The organism is Dyadobacter sp. 676, from assembly GCF_040448675.1.
GTDB lineage: Bacteria > Bacteroidota > Bacteroidia > Cytophagales > Spirosomataceae > Dyadobacter.
The window spans coordinates 6,334,499-6,353,788 of record NZ_CP159289.1 but is presented as its reverse complement, the minus strand read 5'-3'; the positions used below and the strand labels follow the sequence as shown (position 1 = coordinate 6,353,788).

General features: G+C 51.9%; 18 protein-coding genes. 11 read left to right on the top strand and 7 right to left on the bottom strand.

Features of this window, described 5'->3' with window-relative positions; translation table 11 throughout:
• Positions 1 to 190 precede the first annotated feature (190 nt).
• The 6 genes from ABV298_RS27850 to ABV298_RS27825 all read left to right on the top strand — a co-directional run bounded on the left by ABV298_RS27850 (position 191) and on the right by ABV298_RS27825 (position 5,367).
• On the top strand, positions 191 to 451 hold the full coding sequence (locus ABV298_RS27850; RefSeq protein WP_353719406.1) for an RNA polymerase sigma factor: 261 nt from the start codon (positions 191 to 193) through the stop codon (positions 449 to 451).
• A complete protein-coding gene (locus ABV298_RS27845) occupies positions 400 to 1,278 on the top strand; it encodes a sigma factor-like helix-turn-helix DNA-binding protein (RefSeq protein ID WP_353719405.1) in 879 nt (292 codons plus the stop codon). The genes ABV298_RS27850 and ABV298_RS27845 overlap by 52 nt, the downstream gene beginning before the upstream one ends.
• 11 nt (positions 1,279 to 1,289) lie before the next feature.
• Entirely contained in the window at positions 1,290 to 2,183 is an 894-nt protein-coding gene (locus tag ABV298_RS27840) for a hypothetical protein (RefSeq protein WP_353719404.1), read from the top strand.
• Positions 2,184 to 2,207: 24 nt separating this feature from the next.
• Positions 2,208 to 3,506: a hypothetical protein gene (locus ABV298_RS27835; RefSeq protein ID WP_353719403.1), complete on the top strand. Its 1,299-nt coding sequence runs from the start codon at positions 2,208 to 2,210 to the stop codon at positions 3,504 to 3,506.
• Complete coding sequence (locus ABV298_RS27830; protein WP_353719402.1) at positions 3,503 to 4,744, top strand: hypothetical protein; 1,242 nt, start codon at positions 3,503 to 3,505, stop codon at positions 4,742 to 4,744. Before ABV298_RS27835 ends, ABV298_RS27830 begins: the two co-directional genes overlap by 4 nt.
• Before the next feature lie 167 nt (positions 4,745 to 4,911).
• Positions 4,912 to 5,367 carry a nuclear transport factor 2 family protein gene (locus ABV298_RS27825; protein WP_353719401.1) on the top strand — a complete coding sequence of 152 codons (456 nt, stop codon included), beginning with the start codon at positions 4,912 to 4,914 and terminating at the stop codon, positions 5,365 to 5,367.
• A 189-nt stretch (positions 5,368 to 5,556) separates the two neighbouring features.
• On the opposite strand, the gene ABV298_RS27820 is transcribed toward ABV298_RS27825, so the two are convergent.
• From ABV298_RS27820 to ABV298_RS27805, 4 genes are all read right to left on the bottom strand, one after another.
• Positions 5,557 to 5,988 (bottom strand): SRPBCC domain-containing protein, encoded by a 432-nt coding sequence (locus tag ABV298_RS27820; protein ID WP_353719400.1) that lies wholly within the window; start codon positions 5,986 to 5,988, stop codon positions 5,557 to 5,559.
• Between the two features lie 124 nt (positions 5,989 to 6,112).
• Positions 6,113 to 8,368 (bottom strand): excinuclease ABC subunit UvrA, encoded by a 2,256-nt coding sequence (locus tag ABV298_RS27815; protein ID WP_353719399.1) that lies wholly within the window; start codon positions 8,366 to 8,368, stop codon positions 6,113 to 6,115.
• 176 nt (positions 8,369 to 8,544) lie between these two features.
• Complete coding sequence (locus tag ABV298_RS27810) at positions 8,545 to 8,955, bottom strand: VOC family protein (RefSeq protein WP_353719398.1); 411 nt, start codon at positions 8,953 to 8,955, stop codon at positions 8,545 to 8,547.
• Positions 8,956 to 8,963: 8 nt separating this feature from the next.
• Positions 8,964 to 9,455 (bottom strand): VOC family protein, encoded by a 492-nt coding sequence (locus ABV298_RS27805; RefSeq protein ID WP_353719397.1) that lies wholly within the window; start codon positions 9,453 to 9,455, stop codon positions 8,964 to 8,966.
• 179 nt (positions 9,456 to 9,634) lie between these two features.
• Between ABV298_RS27805 and ABV298_RS27800 the strand changes: the two genes are divergently transcribed.
• From ABV298_RS27800 to ABV298_RS27780, 5 genes are all read left to right on the top strand, one after another.
• A complete protein-coding gene (locus tag ABV298_RS27800; RefSeq protein WP_353719396.1) occupies positions 9,635 to 10,606 on the top strand; it encodes a helix-turn-helix domain-containing protein in 972 nt (323 codons plus the stop codon).
• A gap of 160 nt (positions 10,607 to 10,766) precedes the next feature.
• Positions 10,767 to 11,267 carry a DUF4468 domain-containing protein gene (locus ABV298_RS27795; protein ID WP_353719395.1) on the top strand — a complete coding sequence of 167 codons (501 nt, stop codon included), beginning with the start codon at positions 10,767 to 10,769 and terminating at the stop codon, positions 11,265 to 11,267.
• Positions 11,268 to 11,269: 2 nt separating this feature from the next.
• Complete coding sequence (locus tag ABV298_RS27790; protein WP_353719394.1) at positions 11,270 to 11,764, top strand: hypothetical protein; 495 nt, start codon at positions 11,270 to 11,272, stop codon at positions 11,762 to 11,764.
• A 38-nt stretch (positions 11,765 to 11,802) separates the two neighbouring features.
• Positions 11,803 to 12,153 (top strand): hypothetical protein, encoded by a 351-nt coding sequence (locus tag ABV298_RS27785; RefSeq protein ID WP_353719393.1) that lies wholly within the window; start codon positions 11,803 to 11,805, stop codon positions 12,151 to 12,153.
• Between the two features lie 14 nt (positions 12,154 to 12,167).
• Positions 12,168 to 12,611, top strand: a complete 444-nt coding sequence (locus ABV298_RS27780) for a DUF3592 domain-containing protein (protein WP_353719392.1) — start codon at positions 12,168 to 12,170, stop codon at positions 12,609 to 12,611.
• 48 nt (positions 12,612 to 12,659) lie between these two features.
• Here the strand turns inward: ABV298_RS27780 and ABV298_RS27775 are convergent, their stop codons facing one another.
• From ABV298_RS27775 to ABV298_RS27765, 3 genes are all read right to left on the bottom strand, one after another.
• Positions 12,660 to 14,138, bottom strand: a complete 1,479-nt coding sequence (locus tag ABV298_RS27775; RefSeq protein ID WP_353719391.1) for a DUF1501 domain-containing protein — start codon at positions 14,136 to 14,138, stop codon at positions 12,660 to 12,662.
• Positions 14,139 to 14,149: 11 nt separating this feature from the next.
• On the bottom strand, positions 14,150 to 17,416 hold the full coding sequence (locus ABV298_RS27770; RefSeq protein WP_353719390.1) for a DUF1553 domain-containing protein: 3,267 nt from the start codon (positions 17,414 to 17,416) through the stop codon (positions 14,150 to 14,152).
• Between the two features lie 147 nt (positions 17,417 to 17,563).
• On the bottom strand, positions 17,564 to 19,282 hold the full coding sequence (locus tag ABV298_RS27765) for a RagB/SusD family nutrient uptake outer membrane protein (protein WP_353719389.1): 1,719 nt from the start codon (positions 19,280 to 19,282) through the stop codon (positions 17,564 to 17,566).
• Positions 19,283 to 19,290 lie beyond the last annotated feature (8 nt).

Here is a 19,290-nt window from a genome sequence, read left to right as displayed (position 1 = left end):
TCGGATGTTGCCAGGGATTGTCGGTTTTGTCATTTGCAGTCATGTTTGGCCTGACCCAAGGAAACATCAACTTATTGATAATTAATGCATTGAAATAAAACAAGAACCTCGGGTTACGTTTTCTTCCTTTTCATACAACCATTTTCACATCTTGCGGCCTCTTTAACCCGAATACGCTAAACACCGCCGCATGACTTCGGAAGCCGATTTGATTTCTGGTTGCCTTTTAAACGACCGCATTGCCCAGCGGCAGCTGTACGACCGCTACAAAAAAGCGATGTATACCCTCGCCTATCGCATTACCGGTGATTTTGACGATGCCAACGACGTTTTGCAGGATTCTTTCCTCGAAGTTTTCAAGCACCTGAAGCAATTCCGCGGGGAGTCGACGCTCGGGGCGTGGATCAAGCAGATTATCGTGCGGAAATCGACAAAGAAAAAAGACTGGTGATGTGGCAAAATGTGGAGGACTGCGTCGGCGAGCCTGTCGACTGGGGCGAATCGGAAATCAATACGGCACACCTGGAAACGGCGGTGCTATCGTTGCCTGACGGTTTCAGGACGATTTTTGTGCTCGCGGAAATTGAAGGTTACACCCACCGCGAAATCGCCGTCATGCTGAATATATCGGAAGGAACTTCGAAATCGCAATTGTTTCACGCCAAAAGAAAACTCCGGGGGGATGCTCGCCTCCAATTGACATCGACAATCATGGAAAAGAACCATAATAACCTGCAAAACGCGATTCGTCGCTTCCCGTCGTACGAGCCGGAAGACGAGGTTTGGGACGCGATCCTGACGGAACTGCAAGCCGCTCCGCTACGGCAGGCCCTCTCCCGGATGCCCGAGTACGGACCGGACGATAAACTCTGGGAGCTGATTGAACGGAAAAATGTACGGAAAGGGCGTGTTAAATGGTGGTATGCCGCAGCCGCGGCCCTGCTCCTGACTGGCCTGGCCTGGTTTATGTGGCCCCGGCAAGCACCCCGCATCGCCTACTCGCAGGAGGTGGTCGACCAGCGCCTGCAGGTGGAAGGCACGCTCAAGACCGATCAGCAGTACCAGGTATTGAAAGCCTATTGCGAAACCGAAACATTGGTTTGCAACAGCCCGCAGTACAAGACATTACAGGAAGAATATGTACGACTCAGCTCGGCCTCCGGGCAATTGCAGCAAGCCATCGGCAGTTTCAATACTGAACCGGAGCTGCTCAGGCAATACAACGATATTGAACGACAAAAAGCGGACATTCTGAACGCAATGGCCAAAATGATTTAAGCACCGGAACGATGAAAAAATACCTCAAAAACATTTACAGACTGCCACTTGTCGCGCTTTTCGCGTGGCCGCTTACGGGCGCTCTCGCGCAGGGGAAGTTACAGGTCGCTACGAAAAAGATCGAAAAGACGATCAGCGCGCCGACCATTCGCACGCTCTACATCAGCGCGGAGAAGGCCGATATCGAGATCGTGACCTGGGATCATTCTGATATTACGTTCACCATGGAACTCTCGGCCCGCCATCCCGACCGCGCAACCGCCACCGAAGACCTCTCAAAGTTGCAGTATATTGCCGACCGTAATGGCAAAGACTATTTCCTGCGCAATTATATCGTACTCAAAAATGGCGAAAACAAGCCTGTTTCAAACCTGAAAGCGCGCTACACGATCCATTTGCCTGCGTCCTGCGCCGTCGACCTCAAAAATTCGTTCGGTACCATCACACTGCGCGGCCTGACCAACCAGCTCAATTTAAAAGCGGATTTCTGTACGACAAGCCTGACAGGATTAAGCGGCAAAGGAGCCCTCCAAACTACTTTCGGCGAACTTTCGGGCAGTGAACTGGCCGGCACCTTTACGTTTTCGAGCGACCATACCAACGTCCGCCTGGAACAGATCGCCGGGGCTGTCCGCATCGATGCCGAGTACGGCAATGTGGAAATTTACCCGACCGTGGGACTAACAAGCCTGGGTATCCATTCCAAAAAAGCCGAAGTAACCCTCCTTGCCAAAAACTGGCAGCATTTCGACTACACCATCAATGGCGCCTACGCCACCATGAAACTGCCCAACGGTTTCAAGTGGAAACGGAATACCGCCGATTTCAAGGAAGCATTTTTCTCCCGAAACCAGCTCGCCAGCGTCGACATCAACGCCGAGTTCGGAAAGGTGACCATCAAGTAATTACGGGTGCTTTAAATATTAGTCATGAAAGTAAAATTACTTGCAGTGTGTGTGCTGGGCTCCGTTTGGGGCCCGGCATCGGCGCAGGACAGCCTGGCTGTCAGCTTCTCGGAAGAAACGGATACGTTGATGAAGCAGCATTTTGTCGACCGATATGAAAATGTTTTCATGACCAAGGTTCCGACGAAGCATATCCTGAAAACCGACATGACGAGCTCGGAGATGAGCGGTAAGGGTATATACTTGGGTTATGAATATAAACCGTTGCCATTTCTTTCGGTAGAGGCAGGCCTTTTTGCCCAGGCGAGCAATTTCGACCCAAATCGTTGGGACGAAACGATCATTTTCCAGCTCAACAATCCTAGCCTTTGGGCGTCCGGCCGGCTCCGGTGGTATTACAATATGAATCGCAGGATACGCAGCGGGCTGAGCGCAAACAACTTTACCGGCAGCTACGCCGGCATTAACTACGACCACCCGATAAGTCTCGATTACTTTCATCCCAATCACAATGCCATGCTGGGCCGACTGGGGTTGATCATCGGACATCAGGGCCGGTTCCTGCAAAATGGCCACTTCGACTTTTCTATTGGCATGTTTAACAGACAGATAGGAAGTGAAATGCGCATCGGCCAGTCGCGACAATTCTTCAAGCTAGCCGAGCTCACTTTCGGAACCCAAATAAGCCTGGGCTTTGCGCTAGGTGACTGGAAGAAACAAAAGCGGGTGCAAATCTGCGACATACTGGTATGCGATGAGCGCATCAAGTCGCACTGGAAGCTACTCTTTCCCGACATATCTGTCGGATTGAGATATCAAAGAGCGTTGGCCGCAGTCATGTATGAGACACAAATTTCAAAAAGCCCTTTTTCGGTTCAATTTCAATTGGAAGGCAATTTCTGGAATCAGACAAACTATGGGCCTGTTTCGCGGCTTACCCTAATTCCCGGCATCCAGTTCCGGTCGTATTTTTTGAAAAAACGTCAGATTAGGAACGGTTCGGGAGGAAGCAGTCTTTCAGGACTGTATGCAGCACTTGCAGGTAATTACACCAGATTTGACGTCAGGGGCATTGCCACGACAGGCCCGAACTACGAATTCAGAAACAGGTACCACGACGAATGCGAATACGCCGATATCGGGGTTAAGATAGGCTACCAACAACGCCTTTTTGGCAGGTTATTTATCGATGTCTCCTATGGTTACAGTTGGCATTTCCCCGTCCGCCAGAAACTGCAGACCCGCAGCTCTATAAAAGGCGGCAACTATCCGGCGGCCTATGATGCATTTAATGTAAGTACCGGTATCGGATTAACGTTATGAAAGTTGAACTACTCACCTTCTGGCTGCTGGTGATTTGCAACGCAGCGCTCGGCCAGGACACCATCGTCGTCAATTTTTCGGAGGAGCGAGACACATTGAGCAAGCAGCATTTTGTCGACCGATATGAAAATATCTTCATGACCAAGGTGCCGACGAGGAACATGTTCAAGCTTTCGGCCGTTAGCTCGCACTTCGCAGGCATCGGCGCATACGCCGGTTATGAATACAAAGTCCGCCCGGCACTGTCGCTGGAAGCAGGTGTATATGGCCAGATCGACCGGCTTCCCCGATCGTTGTATCCTGAAACAAGCAGGTTACACCCCTTGCATGTGGCCTATTGGGCTATCTTGAAAGCGCGCTGGTATCTCAATATGCAAAAGCGGATAAAATCCGGACTGAACAGCAACAATTTTACAGGTATGTATCTCGGCATGAGCCACGAGTACCTTTTTAAAGACGGCATTTCGAAAGGCGTCTCCAGCCATATTACCGGACTCGCCTTCGGATTCAAAAGCCGGTTCCTGCACCATGGATATATGGATATCAGCCTCAACTTATATAACCGGCAACTTGGCCTGGGGGCCTCCTACCGGGGCGAACGTCAGGGAGTTTTTACGCCCAAGCACTTTGTATTATCTACTCAAAAAACGTTTGGAATTGCATTCGGCGATTGGAAACGTAATCCCAATCCGGCGCTTTGCGATGTTCTGGTTTGCGATGAGACGATAGCAAGCCAGTGGAAAATCGGACTCCCCGAAATTTCCGTTGGGCTTCTGAACCAGATGGCCAGCATGTCGGCCGCGTATGAAATGAGGATAGGAAAAACACCTTCCTCCATTCAGGCTATGAACGAAACTTCCTTCTTCCGATTTAGCAAGAATACACTGCGCGGAGAATTGTCAACCAGCCTGCAATTGAGGTATTACTTCCTTCAAAACATTAAAATAAACAAAGGCGCAGGCGGCTACAATTTTTCCGGTCTGTATCTCTCGTGTTCGGGTGAGCACTACCTGAGCTGGAACGGGCAGAAAGCCTTTGCGCTGACCAATAGGCACTTTTACAACCAGCCTGCCGCGAAGTTGGGTCTCGGCTACCAGCAACGCCTTTTTCGCAAGGTCTTTTTCGACGGCTCGGTTCTTTACCGGGAGTCGTATCCGACACGTAAATGGACAAACGCAGGAGCACCGCACAGAATCGGCGCTTTCCATTCTAGATTCTCAATCGGCTTCGCTTTCTGAATTTGCGCATGCATTGCCGGACTAATGCTATCTTGCATTCCAAATAAGATAGGAATGCCATGAAAGCCGCCGGCTACACCATATCCCGCCCCAAGCGAAACGGATCGCCAATGCGACCGGTCGGATGTATAGGTTTTTCGCGAATCATCTTTAACTCAATTGAACCCATGAAACACCTCTTTATTTTCATTATTACGCTACTCACATTGGCCTGCCAACCAAAAGAAACCAACCGCCGGGAGCCGGCAACGACGAATTCCGGAAATGAAAAGCTCGTCAAGCAATACTTCGAACATTTCAATAAGCACGATTGGCGACAAATGGCGGCAATGTATTCCGACACTGCGAAGTTTAAGGACCCGTCGCTTGGCGAGGGCATCGTTGATCAAACACATGAGCAGATCATCAGGAAGTACGGCGAGTTGCAGCAAATGATCCCCGACGTCCGGGACAGCGTCGTTGCCATTTACCCATCGAGCGACAAGCACATGATCGTCGAATTCATTTCAACCGGCACCGCTCCGGACAAATCAAGGTTTGCGCTGCCAATTTGTACCATTTTTACAATCGAAAGCGGCAAGATTACCGGAGATTTCACCTACTACGATAATTTCAGTGAATGAACCAAGCCCGCGATCCAGATCAAATGGTTTGGAACACATTCGGAATATGCCCGCATTAATGCCAAACAGTCCAATACAATAGAAAACTATTCTTCTGATGGAACCGATAAAAAAACGAAGCGGAGCACGATCAAATCCTCGAATGGATTGACAGTCAATTCGATACAGTACCGCGGCCGGGCAGCTTAGCTAGAACTCCCGCTCCTGATACGGCTGCCCCTTCCCTTTCTCGCAATAATTCTTCAAACTAAGCAGGAACATGGCCCAGTTGTAGTTGCACCACTGATAAAATTCAGTGAGCTCCCGCCAGCTGAAATGCTTTAAAACAATGGCCGTTACGCCGTTTTTCCGCTCAAAAAGCTCGAATGACACGCCGGTACCGACCCATTCGGGATCGGAATGGGTACAAAGCCATTCAATGCGTTTGTTTTCGGTAAGTTCCACAATTTGCATTAAAACCCGGTCGTCGTCGCCGAAGCCGAAATCGCTGATGGCACCGACCTCGTTTTGGACGGCCAAATCGGTAGTCCAGACGCTGCCGAGCCCTTCCTGCGTAGTTAATGCCTCATATACTTTGGAAACGGGAGCCTTAATGTAGTTGATATGCTCGATCTTTTCCATGGTCTTGATATTGAGTGGTTGATGACGGCAAATCTAGCCACGGCAAGTAACCGGCAAGTTGGGGAAATGCGACATTCGGGGGGTTAAGCAGGACAATCAACTCCCCGAATGTCTATCATTGACATTAATGAACACCCCGCAAATACGCCGCCGTCAGCGATTCCTTCGATTTCAGCAAGTCGGCCGGCGTTCCTTCGAACAATATCTGGCCTCCCTTGTGCCCGCCTTCCGGCCCCAGGTCGATGATCCAGTCGGCATGCTTCATCACTTCGGTATTGTGCTCGATGACGATTACTGAGTTGCCCTGGTCGACCAAATGGTCGATGATTTCCAGCAAATGGCCGGTATCCGACATGTGCAGGCCGGTCGTAGGCTCGTCCATGACGTAAATCGTGCCATTTTTATGCAGTTCTCCGGCCAGTTTAATACGCTGGCACTCACCGCCCGACAATGTGCTTAGCGGCTGGCCGAGCGTAAGATAGTTGAGCCCCACCTGGTTCATCGCAGTCAGCTTGTGAATAATGTCCCGGGTTTTAAAAAACGTCAACGCTTCTTCTACCGGCATATCCAGCACATCGGTAATCGATTTGCCATTGACTTTATACTCCAGTACCTCCGGTTTGAAGCGCTTGCCCTCGCAAGTTTCACAAACCGTTTTGACGGGTTCGAGAAATGCCAGATCTGTAAAAATAAACCCCAACCCCTGACATTCCGGGCAAGCGCCGTCCGAGTTGAAACTGAACAGCGACGCACTTACTTTATTGGTTTTGCCAAACAGCTTGCGGATGTCGTCCATAATGCCGGTATAAGTCGCTGGGTTCGAGCGAATGGAAGTACCTACCGCCGACTGGTCGATTACGACGGCCTCCGGGTGCTGCGAGAGAAATACGCCATTGATCAGCGAGCTTTTGCCCGAGCCGGCTACGCCCGTCACGACCGTAAAAACGCCCGTAGGAATATCTACCGATACATTTTTGAGGTTATGCAGATTGGCATTCCTTACTTTCAACGCTCCGGTGGGTTGTCGGAACGCAGGTTTTACCTTTAAATCGCGGTTGATGAACTTGCCGGTAAGCGTTTGCGCTTGAAGGAGCCCCTTATAATCGCCTGAATAGACAATCTCGCCACCGCCGCTTCCGGCTTTTGGCCCGACGTCTACAATATAATCGGCTACGCGGATGACGTCCGGGTCGTGTTCGACGACGAGAATGGTATTTCCCTTGTCACGCAGCTTTTGCAAAAGCTCGTTCAACCGGTGGACGTCGCGCGGGTGCAGGCCGATACTGGGTTCGTCGAAAATGTAGGTGATATCGATCAGGCTGCTGTTGAGGTGCTTTACCATCTTGATCCGCTGCGATTCTCCGCCGGATAACGTGCCCGTTTCACGGTCGAGGCTGAGGTAACCCAGACCGATATCCACCAGATGTTGCAAACGCTCTGTCAGGGTGTCGATCATCGGTTTCGAAACCGGATCGTGGATTTCGCGTATAATTTTTACCAGTTCCGACACTTCCATCGCCGACATTTCGGCAATATTCAGCCCATTGATTCGGCATGCAAGCGCCTTTTCGTTCAAACGCGTGCCCTTACACTGCGGACAATCGCCCATTTTCAGGAACCGCTCGACTTTTTTGACTGTCTTTTCCGAAATCTCGCTGCTGTCCTTCTGAATGTACAACCGGTTGAACTTGTCGACCAACCCTTCGTACTTCGTATCGAACGTCATGCCATTGTAATTGGACTCGTATGTCCCCTTTCCATACAGCAGGGTGTGCATTTCTTCGTCGGAATAATCTTGCAGCTTTTTGTCATTGTCCAGCATACCGGAAAAGGTGTAGGCCTTCCAATACCAGGTTCCGACGGCAAAAACCGGGAATAGGATCGCCCCTTCGTTGAGCGATTTGGTACGGTCGAGAAACTTGTCGAGGTCGAGTTCTACTTTTTTACCCAAACCATTGCATTCGGGGCACATTCCGGCCGGGTCGTTGAAAGAGAACGCATTCGAAAAACCGGCGTGTGGTTGGCCAAGGCGCGAGAATAGCAACCGCAACACCGCCGATATGTCGGTGATGGTACCCATCGTGGAGCGGGAGTTACCGCCAAGCCGTTTCTGGTCGATCACAATGGAAGTGGAAAGATTTTCAATGGCATCGGCCTCCGGCTGACTGATGCGTGGCAACCGGTTGCGGATAAACATGCTGAAAGTTTCGTTCAGCTGGCGTTGTGCTTCGGCGCCGATGGTGTCGAAAACAATGGACGATTTGCCTGAACCGGAAACGCCGGTGAAAATGGTAATCTTACGTTTAGGAATGTCGAGTGAAACATTTTTGAGATTGTTTTCCCTTGCACCGCGAATGCGGATGTACTCCTGTTGGCTCATGATGGTTGGTTTGAAGTTGGCTAATAGGTAACGGAAGGAGCAAAATGATTGAATGATTGAATGATTGAATGATCGAATGATTGAATAGCGAATATTCAGTCATTCAGTCATTCAGTCATTCAATCATTCAAAATAAGTGTCCGTCAAGGTTACAAACATAACCAAAACCGCAACTTTCACGAAGCACTCGCTGCCGAAAAAATCCATTGAACCGCGTAACGGTCTGTGAGCGTGGCCCATTGGCCTTTGAGGATGCCGGGCGAAAGCGGGGCGGTAATTTCCCCTTCCCTGGCCAGTTTTTGAAACACCGATTGCAATTGTTCGGGCGTTGTAATGCTGATCCACAGCGAAATACTGTTACCCGATGCGACCCCTTCCTCACCTCCCAGGTCGGACGCAAAGAGCCGGACATGCTCCGACACCAGGCTTGCATGCAATACCAGCTGCCTGATTTCCAGCGGGAACTGCTTTCCGCCGGGCGTATCGCCCAGGTACGTAAAATGCAGGTCGCCCCCGAAGCACGACTGGTAAAATCGCATCGCCTCTTTGCAATTGCCGTTGAATGTAAGGAAGGGGTAAATAGCCATTTTATCACTTATTGATTGTAAGCGCGTTCCATTTCGGCAATATCGAGCTTTTTCATGCCCATCACCGCCTGGAACATCTGTCCCGCCCGTTTCGGGTCGCCATTGGCCAGCCGTTCGTTGAGCATCGCGGGTACGATCTGCCACGACAACCCGAATTTGTCTTTCAGCCAGCCGCATTGGCTTTCCTGACCGCCGTCGGCGGTGAGCGAGTTCCAGTAATAGTCGATTTCCTGCTGGTCTTTGCAGGAAACGAAAAAGGAAATCGCCTCCGTGAACTTGAACATCGGCCCGGCGTCGAACAGATGTAATGTCAGTCCGTTGATCTCGATGACGCCCATCATCACCTGATCGGCTGGCATATGGCTGCCTTCGCCCCATTTTTTCAGCAATTTGATCCGTGAATTCGGGAAAAGGCCGGTGTAAAGGTTCATCGCTTCCTCTGCCTGGCCGTTGTACCAGAGAAACGGGGTAATGCCTTGTGTGGTTGACAATTCGCTCATTGTTTTGATTGTTGAAGGTGAATGGTTGGATAAAAATGGTTCCTGGTTGGCTGATGATCGACATTACAAATTTGGCAGGTTGTTTCTAAACAAACAGGGTGTAAATACGTCGATCCCGAGGGGTAAAAATGCCAAGTGAATATTTTTCTATATTTACATCTTCTAAATCCAAAATCGTCATGAAACATATTTCGGTATACGTCCCCCAATGCTCCTACATCGAAGCGGTTTCCCCTGCCTACCGGCTTTTCAACACGGCCAACGACTTTCTGAAAGCGTCGGGGAAAGATCCGAAATTCAAAGTTGAATTCGTGGGCCTCAACCACGATATCAAGGCGCAGGACGGCGAATACACGATCCGCATCGATAAGCTGCTCAATGAAGTCACCCAAACCGACCTCGTCATAATCCCCGCTTTGTGCGGCAATCTCCGCGAATCGGTCGAGCGCGACCGGCCGGCCATTCCGTGGATGCTCGAAATGCGCGGGAAAGGTTCCGAAATCGCTTCCCTTTGCCTCGGCGCATTCCTGTTGGGCGCAACAGGTTTGCTGGACGGTAAAAAATGTTCGACACATTGGGCTTACTACGACGAGTTCAAGGAAATTTATCCGCAGGTCGAGGTGGTAGACGGCACCATTATCACGGATGAAGGGAAAATCTATTCCAGCGGCGGCGCCAATTCGATCTGGAACCTGCTGATTTATATTCTCGAAAAATACACCAGCCGCGACATCGCGATCCTGGCCGCTAAATATTTCGCCATAGACATCGACCGCGATAATCAGCGCGCATTCACGATTTTCAAAGGCCAGAAAAACCACAACGACGACGGCATCCTCGCCGCGCAGGATTACATCGAAAAGAACTACACCGAAAAGCTGACGATCGTGGAACTTGCCGATATTGCAAGCGTGAGCCGGAGGAGTTTCGAACGGCGTTTCAAGAATGCAACCAACAACACGATCAACGAATACGTGCGCCGAGTGCGCGTGGAAGCCGCCAAACGAAGCTTCGAAGTGTCGCGAAAGAACGTAACCGAGGTAATGTACGACGTGGGTTATACCGATACCAAGGCATTCAGGGACGTTTTTAAAAAAGTCACGGGCCTTACGCCCATCGAATACCGGAACAAGTATAGCAAAGAGAACTAGAAGTGGCCTCCAAGCCACTTTTTTATTGAATGGTATTGCGCTAACCGATTGTTTTTCAAAGAAAAGCAATGATTTACCGGTAGCTCATTTTATTTGCTCCCTCTCTTTCCAGTGTGCAATTTTGCACCGCCAATTTTAAAAATCGAACCAATTTATCATCATGTCAAAATCCATTTTGATCGTCGTGCTCGCATGCATGACAGGCATCTCGCACGCTTTTTCCATCCTGCCAGCTATAAACGGTAAAATTGCCTACACCGAAACGGTCGATTGCGGCAGCGTTTCCCTGACCGATATTTTCAGACGCGCCCGCCTGTGGGTAAGCCAGTCGGCGCCGGACAATAAGACGCTCGTCGACGATAAGGAAACCGGCGACCTCGTAACGCAGGGCTACATCACGGTCGTTGTCCCGAGATCGGAAAACAGCGCAGGCGGTGTGTACAAATTTGCCTACGTGCTGTCCGTCGAATGCGCCAACCGCAAATACCGCGCATCGCTGGCCAATGTGGAATATCTGGACGGGAATGGCGGCCGCCCGGTATCTCTGGAAATTTTCAGCCAGAAAAACGAGCATAAGGCCACTGCCGCCGAGCTCGACGCCAAACTCAAAGCACTGCTGGCGGATCTTCAAACCGGCGTGAAGGATTACAAGCCGTTCTGACCATGCATATTAACCGCATTACAACGTTTCTCCTCGGTCCTGAACTTTCCTGGCTTTTAATGTACACCGTTACGCTGCTGCTGGTGGCGCCCAACCAGCCTCCTACCGAGGCCGGCAATGCACGCCTGGAAAGCCTTGCCTGGTATATCCTTTTTTCCGCTATCATCCTTTCCTTTGTGCCATTGTATTGGTCGCACGGCGGCCTCGGCTGGTGGATGCTGCGTATAGGCGTTGCCGGTCTGATCGGCATCGTGTCGGTCAGCAACCGTTTCTGCGTTGCTATCGACTACCAAGATTCCCGCAATTCGGGGGTCGGAACGATGTTCATGATGATGGTTATCTTTGGCGCGTTCTTCCTGTTTTTGGGCATGATCGGGACAACGCTGTTTATCAAATTCAGAACGTATGCCGTGCCGGTTCTCAAATGGGCCGGAATCGTGGCCGGTGTGCTGCTCATTTTCTGGATCATCATTAACCTGCTCGCCAGGGCCAGGTAACTTACAGATATCAAGCATACTCGTTATTTCCTCTGTTCATGACCGACGAAGTCCCATCACCGCAAAACACTTACACTGTCCGTTTCGGCGCCTATGAAGTGCGCATGAGCCATTGGGTCACCGAGCCGGGTATTTACCGGGTTTCCGACAACCAGTTGATTTTTGATATGCCGTCCACGTGGAGTGCCGACGAGGTCAACTGGATCGACGATTCGACCGTTGAAATGAAAACGCGGCTCTATCCGGGCCGGGAGTATTGTCACCTCCGCCTAAACCTGAAAACAGGCGCCGGCACCGCGGTCCGCGGCACTTATCCGTTCGCTAATTCCTCCGGCACGCCGCCCAGGCAATTCGAAGGCACATTGAAGGAGATTTACCAATGGCTTTAACCCGCGGAACAACAATGGAAACGAGTAAGGAAGTACCGGGCTTCGCGCTGTTCATTCTTTTGTTTTTCACAATCGGGGCAGTGTTTGCGATCATTTCGTATACTATTTACCGTAACAACCGTAACCTGGTTGAAAATGGCATCGAAACCAAAGGCGTCGTAATCGACCTGCATCGTCTGAAGCCGCGCGAATATCCGCTGGCGCCTTCGATCCGTTATATAAAAAAGGACGGCACGTGGCATGTCTTTCACAGTTCGGAAGCCCGTAACCCGCCCGCCTACCAGGTCGGCGAAGAAGTGACACTTTATTATGATCCCAATGACCCCGACAATGTGCACCTGCAAGGCAATTACCTGTTTGTTTATGTCTTTGCCGGAATGGCCGCCATGTTCTGGCTGTTTTCGATATGGAACATCAGTTCGGCGGTAAAAGCGGTGTTTCAATGGCTCGCTGGTTGATGTTAAAACAAAAGGACGTCCGAGCGAGCGTCCTTTCATTTCTCCATATCAAGCCAAAAGCGGCTTCACAACCTTGCCGTGCACGTCCGTGAGGCGGTATCGCCGCCCCTGATGCTTAAATACGAGCTGCTCGTGGTCGATGCCCATCAAATACATCACGGTAGCCTGAAAATCATGCACATGCACCGGGTCTTTGATGATATTATAACCAAAATCGTCGGTCTGCCCGTACACGAATCCTTTTTTGACACCGGCACCGGCCATCCAGATCGTGAAACTTCTCGGGTGATGGTCACGGCCGTAGTTGTCACGCGTGAGTTTACCTTGCGAATACGCGCCCCGACCGAATTCGCCGCCCCAAACTACCAGCGTTTCATCCAATAGCCCGCGTTGTTTCAGATCATTGATCAATGCGGCCGATGCCTGATCGACGCTTTTGGCCATAATCTTGATATCGTTGGGCAGGTTACCGTGCTGGTCCCAGCCCTGGTGGTACAACTGCACGAATTTCACGTCCTTTTCGATCAGTTTGCGCGCCAGCACGCAGTTGGCCGCAAATGTGCCGGGCTTGCGCGAATCTTCACCATACATATCGAAAATATAGTCCGGTTCTTTGGAAATATCCATCGTCTCCGGCACGGCGGTTTGCATGCGGTACGCCATTTCATATTGCGCCATCCGGTAATTGATCTCCGGGTCGAGCAGCTTTTCGAATTGCCCCTGTTGCAATTTGGCCAATGAATTAAGCATTCTGCGGCGGCTTGTGCGGTCGATCCCTTCGGGGTTGTTGAGGTAAAAAACCGGGTCGGGGCCGGAGCGGAATACCACCCCCTGATGGATGGACGGCAAAAAACCATTACTCCAGAGTTTGGCGTACAGAGGCTGGTCGCCGCTGCGGCCTTTGGAAAGCAGTACCACGAACGCCGGCATATTCTGGTTGTCCGAGCCGAGCCCGTAGCTTACCCACGAGCCCCAGGAAGGCCGGCCACCCTGCTGGCTGCCCGTTTGGAAAAACGTAACGGCCGGATCGTGGTTGATGGCCTCCGTAAACATGGAGCGAATAAATGTGACGTCGTTCACGATGCCTGATGTGTACGGCATCAACTCACTGATCATCATATCATTATCCCCATACCGCTGGAATTTGTATTTCGAAGCGGCCAGCGGAAAGCTGCTTTGCCCGGCCGTCATGCCGGTAAGGCGCTGGCCTTTCCGCACCGACTCGGGCAGGTCCTTGCCCCACATTTCTTCCAGTTTGGGCTTGTAGTCGAACAGTTCCAGTTGCGACGGGGCGCCACTTTGAAACAAATAGATTACCCGTTTGGCTTTCGGGGCGAAATGCGGGTGGCCGACCGGCAACCCGGCGGCCTCGGGGATTTTCTCCCCTGCTTTTTTGGCCAGCGAATTGTCTGCATTCAAAAGCGACGCCATCGCTGCCGCACCTAGTCCAAGGCTCGTTTTCGAGAGGAAATTACGCCTGCTCAATTGCTCGTGAACGTGGTTTTCAAGTTCTCTGTATAGGCTCATTGCTTTGATTTTTATCGCTTGATCAAAAATTCGTCGAAATTCATCACCGTGCTGGCCACGATGGTGCCGGCGGCTAACTGCGCCGGGTTGAGGGCTTTGTCGACAGGATATTCGCCGACTGCCAGAATCGACTTCATTCGTTTCGGATTGTGGCTGAAATCCTTCAATTCTTCGTCGTACAACTCTTTCAGCACCATTTTTTCCTTCGGATCGGGCAGGCGGCTCGTCAATGCGGTGAACGCGTAGTCGATCTGCTCGTCGATGGTCCGGCCGTTTTTCAGCATATGCTGTGCCAGCACGCGCGACGCTTCCACGAATTGCGGGTCGTTCATCACTACCAACGCCTGCAACGGCGTGCTGGTTTTCTGCCTTTTCGTGATGCAGAAATGCCGTTCGGCGGCGTCGAAGTTGAGCATCATCGGCGGCGGCGAACTGCGTTTCCAGATTGTGTAGAGGCTCCGCCGGTAAAGTGAATCGCCGTGCTGCTGCTTGTAAGTCACCTCGTTACGCGTCGCCAGCGCTTCCCATAGCCCCGCAGGCTGGTACGGGTAGGCGCTCTTGCCCCCGATCCTGCGTGTGAGCAAGCCACTGGATGCCAATGCATTGTCACGAATCTGCTCCGCACTCATGCGGTAGCTTGGGCCTCGCGCGTATAACCGGTTGTCAGGGTCCAGATCTTTGTTGTCCGGATCGATCCTGGACGATTGGCGGTAAGTGGCCGACGTTACGATCAGCTTTTGCATCGCTTTCACATTCCAGCCCGATTCCCGGAAACGCGCCGCAAGGTAATCCAGCAGTTCGGGGTGCGTCGGCAATTCGCCCTGGTTACCATAATCGTCGCTCGAAATGACAATCCCTTTACCAAAATACATCATCCAGAAGCGGTTCACGGTCACGCGGGTAAACAGCGGATGGTCCTTATCGAGCAACCATTTAGCCAGTCCAAGGCGGTTGCGGGGGTATTCTTTCGGTATCTTGAAGAATGCATCCGGTGTATCCATCGTGACCGGCTTGCCCGGTGCATCATAGGCTCCCCGGTTGAGGATGAAGGTCTTGCGGGGATATTTGCGCTCCTTCATGACCATCACGTCTATCTGCTTGTCCATGATTTCCGTCTCCTCTCCGATCAACGCCAGACTTGCGGCAATCTGCTTTTTGTAGCCGGCATCGATGTTGGTGAGATAATAATCCCTCAATGAAGCGAGCTGTGCGGGCTTTAACTGCGCCGCGGGCGTTTTCAATGCGGCCAGCAGTTCGTTTTTCAATGTGAAAAGCCCCTGCATTTCTAGCGGACTGATCGCACGGGTGTAAATACGGAATTCGTCGACCTCGAAATTCTTAGTCCGCTGGTCCGACAGCCGCCCGATATTCAGCCGGTCGACGTACCAGTTGGTTTTATTCTTTCCATACAATATACTTTCCGTCAGGTGGTCGTTATGCACGGTAACCTTCGCCTGCTGGCCGTTAACATAAAGTTTAAGCCCCGCTGCCCTGCTCATACCGTCATAGGTGAAGCCCAGCTGCGTCCATTTGTTCATCGGGAACTTGTCGACGGTTTGTATTTCAATGGCGTTCTCCGGCCACACATGGCTGATCGTCAACCGGATGCGACCATCCTTTTCCCGGAACACATTCCATCCGCGATAGCCGTTCATTACCCCGTTCGACTTATGCACCAGCGAACCGCTCACCGCCGGATCGTGCAGATTAAGCCAGATACTGATGCTGAAAGGCTGGTTACGCTCGAAGAATGCGAAGTTGTCCCCGAAACTCACGGCATTCTCCCCGAAAATATACCGCGCCTTGCCGATACGGCCGTTGCGGGAAGCCATATTCGACAGGCTATCGTCTCCTTCGGCAGTCGCTTTATGTTTCGGATTGGCGAGATTCGCAAACTCCTTTCCGGCCGGTTCGTCAAACGTAAAATGGCCCAGCAAATCGGTTTTCTCGGGAAGTAATGCCTTTTCCGGCGCCATCCGGGCAGTTGTCAGCCATTGCTGGAAACTGCGTTCGTAACTGGCCGCATTGGCCGTCATGGCCGATCGCTCTTTTGCCAGATTGTCGTGAATGTATTTCAATTTCGCTTCGGCCTCCGGCGTCGGCAGCGTGATAGCCGGGCTCGCCTCGCCATTGTACGGGATCTGGCCGTTTTCGTCATTGTTGTTAAAAAATGCGTACAATGAATAGTAATCCTTATGGCTGATCGGGTCGTACTTGTGGTCGTGGCAGCGGGCACATTCGACCGTCAGGCCGAGGAATGTTTTGCCAAATGTATCTACGCGGTCCGAAACGTAGGCGGTGCGATATTCTTCGGGAATAATGCCTCCTTCCTGGCTCTGCTGGTGCATACGGTTGAATGCGGTTGCTACCATCATGTCGCGCGTGGGGTTGGGTAACAAGTCGCCCGCCAGTTGCCAGGTTACAAACTGGTCGTAAGGCTGATTTTTATTGAACGAATTGATCACCCAGTCGCGGAACGGCCAGGCGGTGCGCAGGCCGTCGTCCTGGTACCCGTGCGTATCCGCGTAGCGCGCGGCGTCCAGCCAGGGCACTGCCATATGCTCTCCGTAATGCGGCGACGCCAGCAAGCGATCGACAACCTTTTCGTAGGCATTCGGCGATTTATCGTTCACAAAGGCTTTCACTTCTTCCGGTGTCGGCGGCAAGCCGGTCAGGTCCAACGAAACGCGACGCAACAAGGTAGTTTTAGCGGCTTCCGGTGAAGGCCTGATATTCTTGTCTTCCAGTTTTTTAAGAATAAACCGGTCGATGTCGTTACGTACCCACGCCTCGTTCTTAACCCTGGGCACTGCGGGTTTTTCCACTTTGGTAAATGCCCAATGCGGTTTGTACTCGGCCCCTTCTTCCACCCAGCGGATTAGAATAGCCTTCTCGCGTGCCGTAAGCGACAAATGCGACTCCGGCGTTGGCATGACGATATCCGGATCGGCGGAGAGAATCCGGTGCACCAGCTCGCTATTGCCGGGTTTGCCTGGCTTAATGGCCTTCAAACCGCTTTCCGCTTCCTTTTTATAAGCCACTTCGGCCACGTCGAGGCGCAAACCCGCCTTCTGGTGATTGGCATCGGGCCCGTGACAGGCGAAACAACGGTCGGAAAGGATCGGTTTCACATCGTAAGTATAGTCGACAGGCGCCACCAGCGTGTTCATTTCGGCGGCTACGTCGTCCGGCAAATCGACCCTTTTTTCACACGACATGAAAAAGAACCCGGTGACAGCGACCAGCGAAGAATATTTAAACCACGAATTCAACATCATTCAAGAATCTTATACTAACGGGCAAATTTCGGCGAATAACAACTTAAAAAGCACAAATCAGTCCTATTTTCCATTTTCTTAATCCTAATTTAATAAATTTCCCCCTATTGCCGTCGACTTAAGTCGACGGCAAGGGGATGTAAATGGCTAATAGCCTGTGTTTTGTGTCAATGTGGCTTTGCCATTTTTTGTGCTGTACACAATGGCTTGCTGGGGAATCGGATAGTATTGGTGCTTTTCTTCGAATTTGGCGCCGCTGAGATAGGTGCGGAGATTTTTTTCTTTTTCGAGATAGGCATTCAGCACCTGCGCCGCGATTCCCCAGCGAACGAGGTCGAAGAACCGGTGGCCTTCCATCGCAAATTCCAGGCGCGTTTCGAAGCGCACCGCATCGCGCGCGGCGGTTGCGTCTTTCCAGGGTTCATTGTAAACCCCTACCACATAATTCGCCGCAGGTTTTCCGTCGTCGGTTTTCACAAAACCGTCCGGGTTCGCGGCGCGCTTGCGGATCATATTCACATATTCCCGGGCTTTTTCGAGGTTACCAAGCTCCACCTCGCATTCGGCGAGCCACAATAATACATGGTCGTAGCGCATCAGGCGATAGTTATTGGTGCTCAGGCGCGGATTACCGGTCTTGCCCGATTCCGCCTTGCTTACGATCTGCTTTTTGGATGAATAAGGCCCCGCGTACGACTGGTCGCGGATCCAGAACCGCCCGGGGTGAATGCCCCAGTCGATATAGGGAATACCCCGGCGGCCCACAGTCCAGTCGAGGCGCGCGTCCAATCGGCCGGTATAAGGCTCGAATGGTGCGGAGGACAGCAAGCCTTCGTCGTTTTTGACATTCGAATCATTAAAACTCTTGATCAGCGGCAGGCCCTTATCATCGGTTTTGTAGGCGTTTACCAGATTTTGCGACGCCTGGAAAAAGCCACAGCAGCCTCCCGGCCCATTCGGGTACATATAGGTAAGCTCATCGCCCGCATTCCCGCCCGAACCGTCGGCCGCCGTGACGGTATATTGTACTTCAAAAACCGATTCGGCATTGTTCCGGGTTTCGGCGGCGAAGTTGTCATGGAAACGGTCCACCAGCTTGTATTTTCCACTGTTGACGACCTGCAACAACGCTTCTTTCGCGGCAGTGAGGTGTTGGATATTGGGCTGGCCCTTCGGGAAACCCTGGTACATGTGGCATTTCCCCAGGTAGGCATAAGCCGCGTATTTGGTCGGACGGCCCGGTTCGGTTTGCGCTATCGGCAGGTTTTCCGCCGCGAACTGAAAATCCGCCTCGATCTTCGGCCAGGCGTCTTCGGTATTCGGCACGAGCACACTTTCGGGATTTTCCGGGTCCCAGGTCTGCTCGTCGAGGTACGAAATATTGCCCCACATCTTCTTGGCCTCGAAATGGTAATGACCGCGCAGGAACCGGGCCTCGGCCATGATCTGTGTTTTGCGGGCGTCGGAAAGGCCCTGCACTTTGGGCAATGATTTCAAGACGTCGTTCGCACGGGCAATGCCGTCGTACAATGTGCGCCATTTGCCGTAAATATGGGTGTTGGTCGAAAGCCAGACGTAACGTTCCAGGAACGTCTGCTCCGGCTGGTCGCCGGCGTCGGAACCTTTATAGGCGTCGTCCGACACGACGCTTCCGAATATCCAGTTGGAAACCGCGCCGTGCCACGAGGTGACGCCGCTCGTGCCGATGCCGTCGAGCAACGCATACGCGCCCACGAGTGCGCCTTCGATGCCCGAAGTGGTAAGAATAATGTCGGGACTATACTGCCCCTGCGGCCTTTTTTCCAGAAAATCGTCCCCGCAGGAAGTAGCAATGAGCAACAGGACCGGTATGAATATCTTTTTCATATGAATCG

Bases quoted from the DNA above. Each gene is read 5' to 3' on its own strand.
- ABV298_RS27785 (WP_353719393.1), top strand. From the start codon at position 11,803: ATGACCGACGAAGTCCCATCACCGCAAAACACTTACACTGTCCGTTTC.
- ABV298_RS27810 (WP_353719398.1), bottom strand. From the start codon at position 8,955: ATGGCTATTTACCCCTTCCTTACATTCAACGGCAATTGCAAAGAGGCG.
- ABV298_RS27775 (WP_353719391.1), bottom strand. From the start codon at position 14,138: ATGAGCCTATACAGAGAACTTGAAAACCACGTTCACGAGCAATTGAGC.
- ABV298_RS27830 (WP_353719402.1), top strand. From the start codon at position 3,503: ATGAAAGTTGAACTACTCACCTTCTGGCTGCTGGTGATTTGCAACGCA.
- ABV298_RS27770 (WP_353719390.1), bottom strand. From the start codon at position 17,416: ATGATGTTGAATTCGTGGTTTAAATATTCTTCGCTGGTCGCTGTCACC.
- ABV298_RS27835 (WP_353719403.1), top strand. From the start codon at position 2,208: ATGAAAGTAAAATTACTTGCAGTGTGTGTGCTGGGCTCCGTTTGGGGC.
- ABV298_RS27795 (WP_353719395.1), top strand. From the start codon at position 10,767: ATGTCAAAATCCATTTTGATCGTCGTGCTCGCATGCATGACAGGCATC.
- ABV298_RS27850 (WP_353719406.1), top strand. From the start codon at position 191: ATGACTTCGGAAGCCGATTTGATTTCTGGTTGCCTTTTAAACGACCGC.
- ABV298_RS27765 (WP_353719389.1), bottom strand. From the start codon at position 19,282: ATGAAAAAGATATTCATACCGGTCCTGTTGCTCATTGCTACTTCCTGC.
- ABV298_RS27820 (WP_353719400.1), bottom strand. From the start codon at position 5,988: ATGGAAAAGATCGAGCATATCAACTACATTAAGGCTCCCGTTTCCAAA.
- ABV298_RS27790 (WP_353719394.1), top strand. From the start codon at position 11,270: ATGCATATTAACCGCATTACAACGTTTCTCCTCGGTCCTGAACTTTCC.
- ABV298_RS27805 (WP_353719397.1), bottom strand. From the start codon at position 9,455: ATGAGCGAATTGTCAACCACACAAGGCATTACCCCGTTTCTCTGGTAC.
- ABV298_RS27800 (WP_353719396.1), top strand. From the start codon at position 9,635: ATGAAACATATTTCGGTATACGTCCCCCAATGCTCCTACATCGAAGCG.
- ABV298_RS27840 (WP_353719404.1), top strand. From the start codon at position 1,290: ATGAAAAAATACCTCAAAAACATTTACAGACTGCCACTTGTCGCGCTT.
- ABV298_RS27780 (WP_353719392.1), top strand. From the start codon at position 12,168: ATGGAAACGAGTAAGGAAGTACCGGGCTTCGCGCTGTTCATTCTTTTG.
- ABV298_RS27825 (WP_353719401.1), top strand. From the start codon at position 4,912: ATGAAACACCTCTTTATTTTCATTATTACGCTACTCACATTGGCCTGC.
- ABV298_RS27815 (WP_353719399.1), bottom strand. From the start codon at position 8,368: ATGAGCCAACAGGAGTACATCCGCATTCGCGGTGCAAGGGAAAACAAT.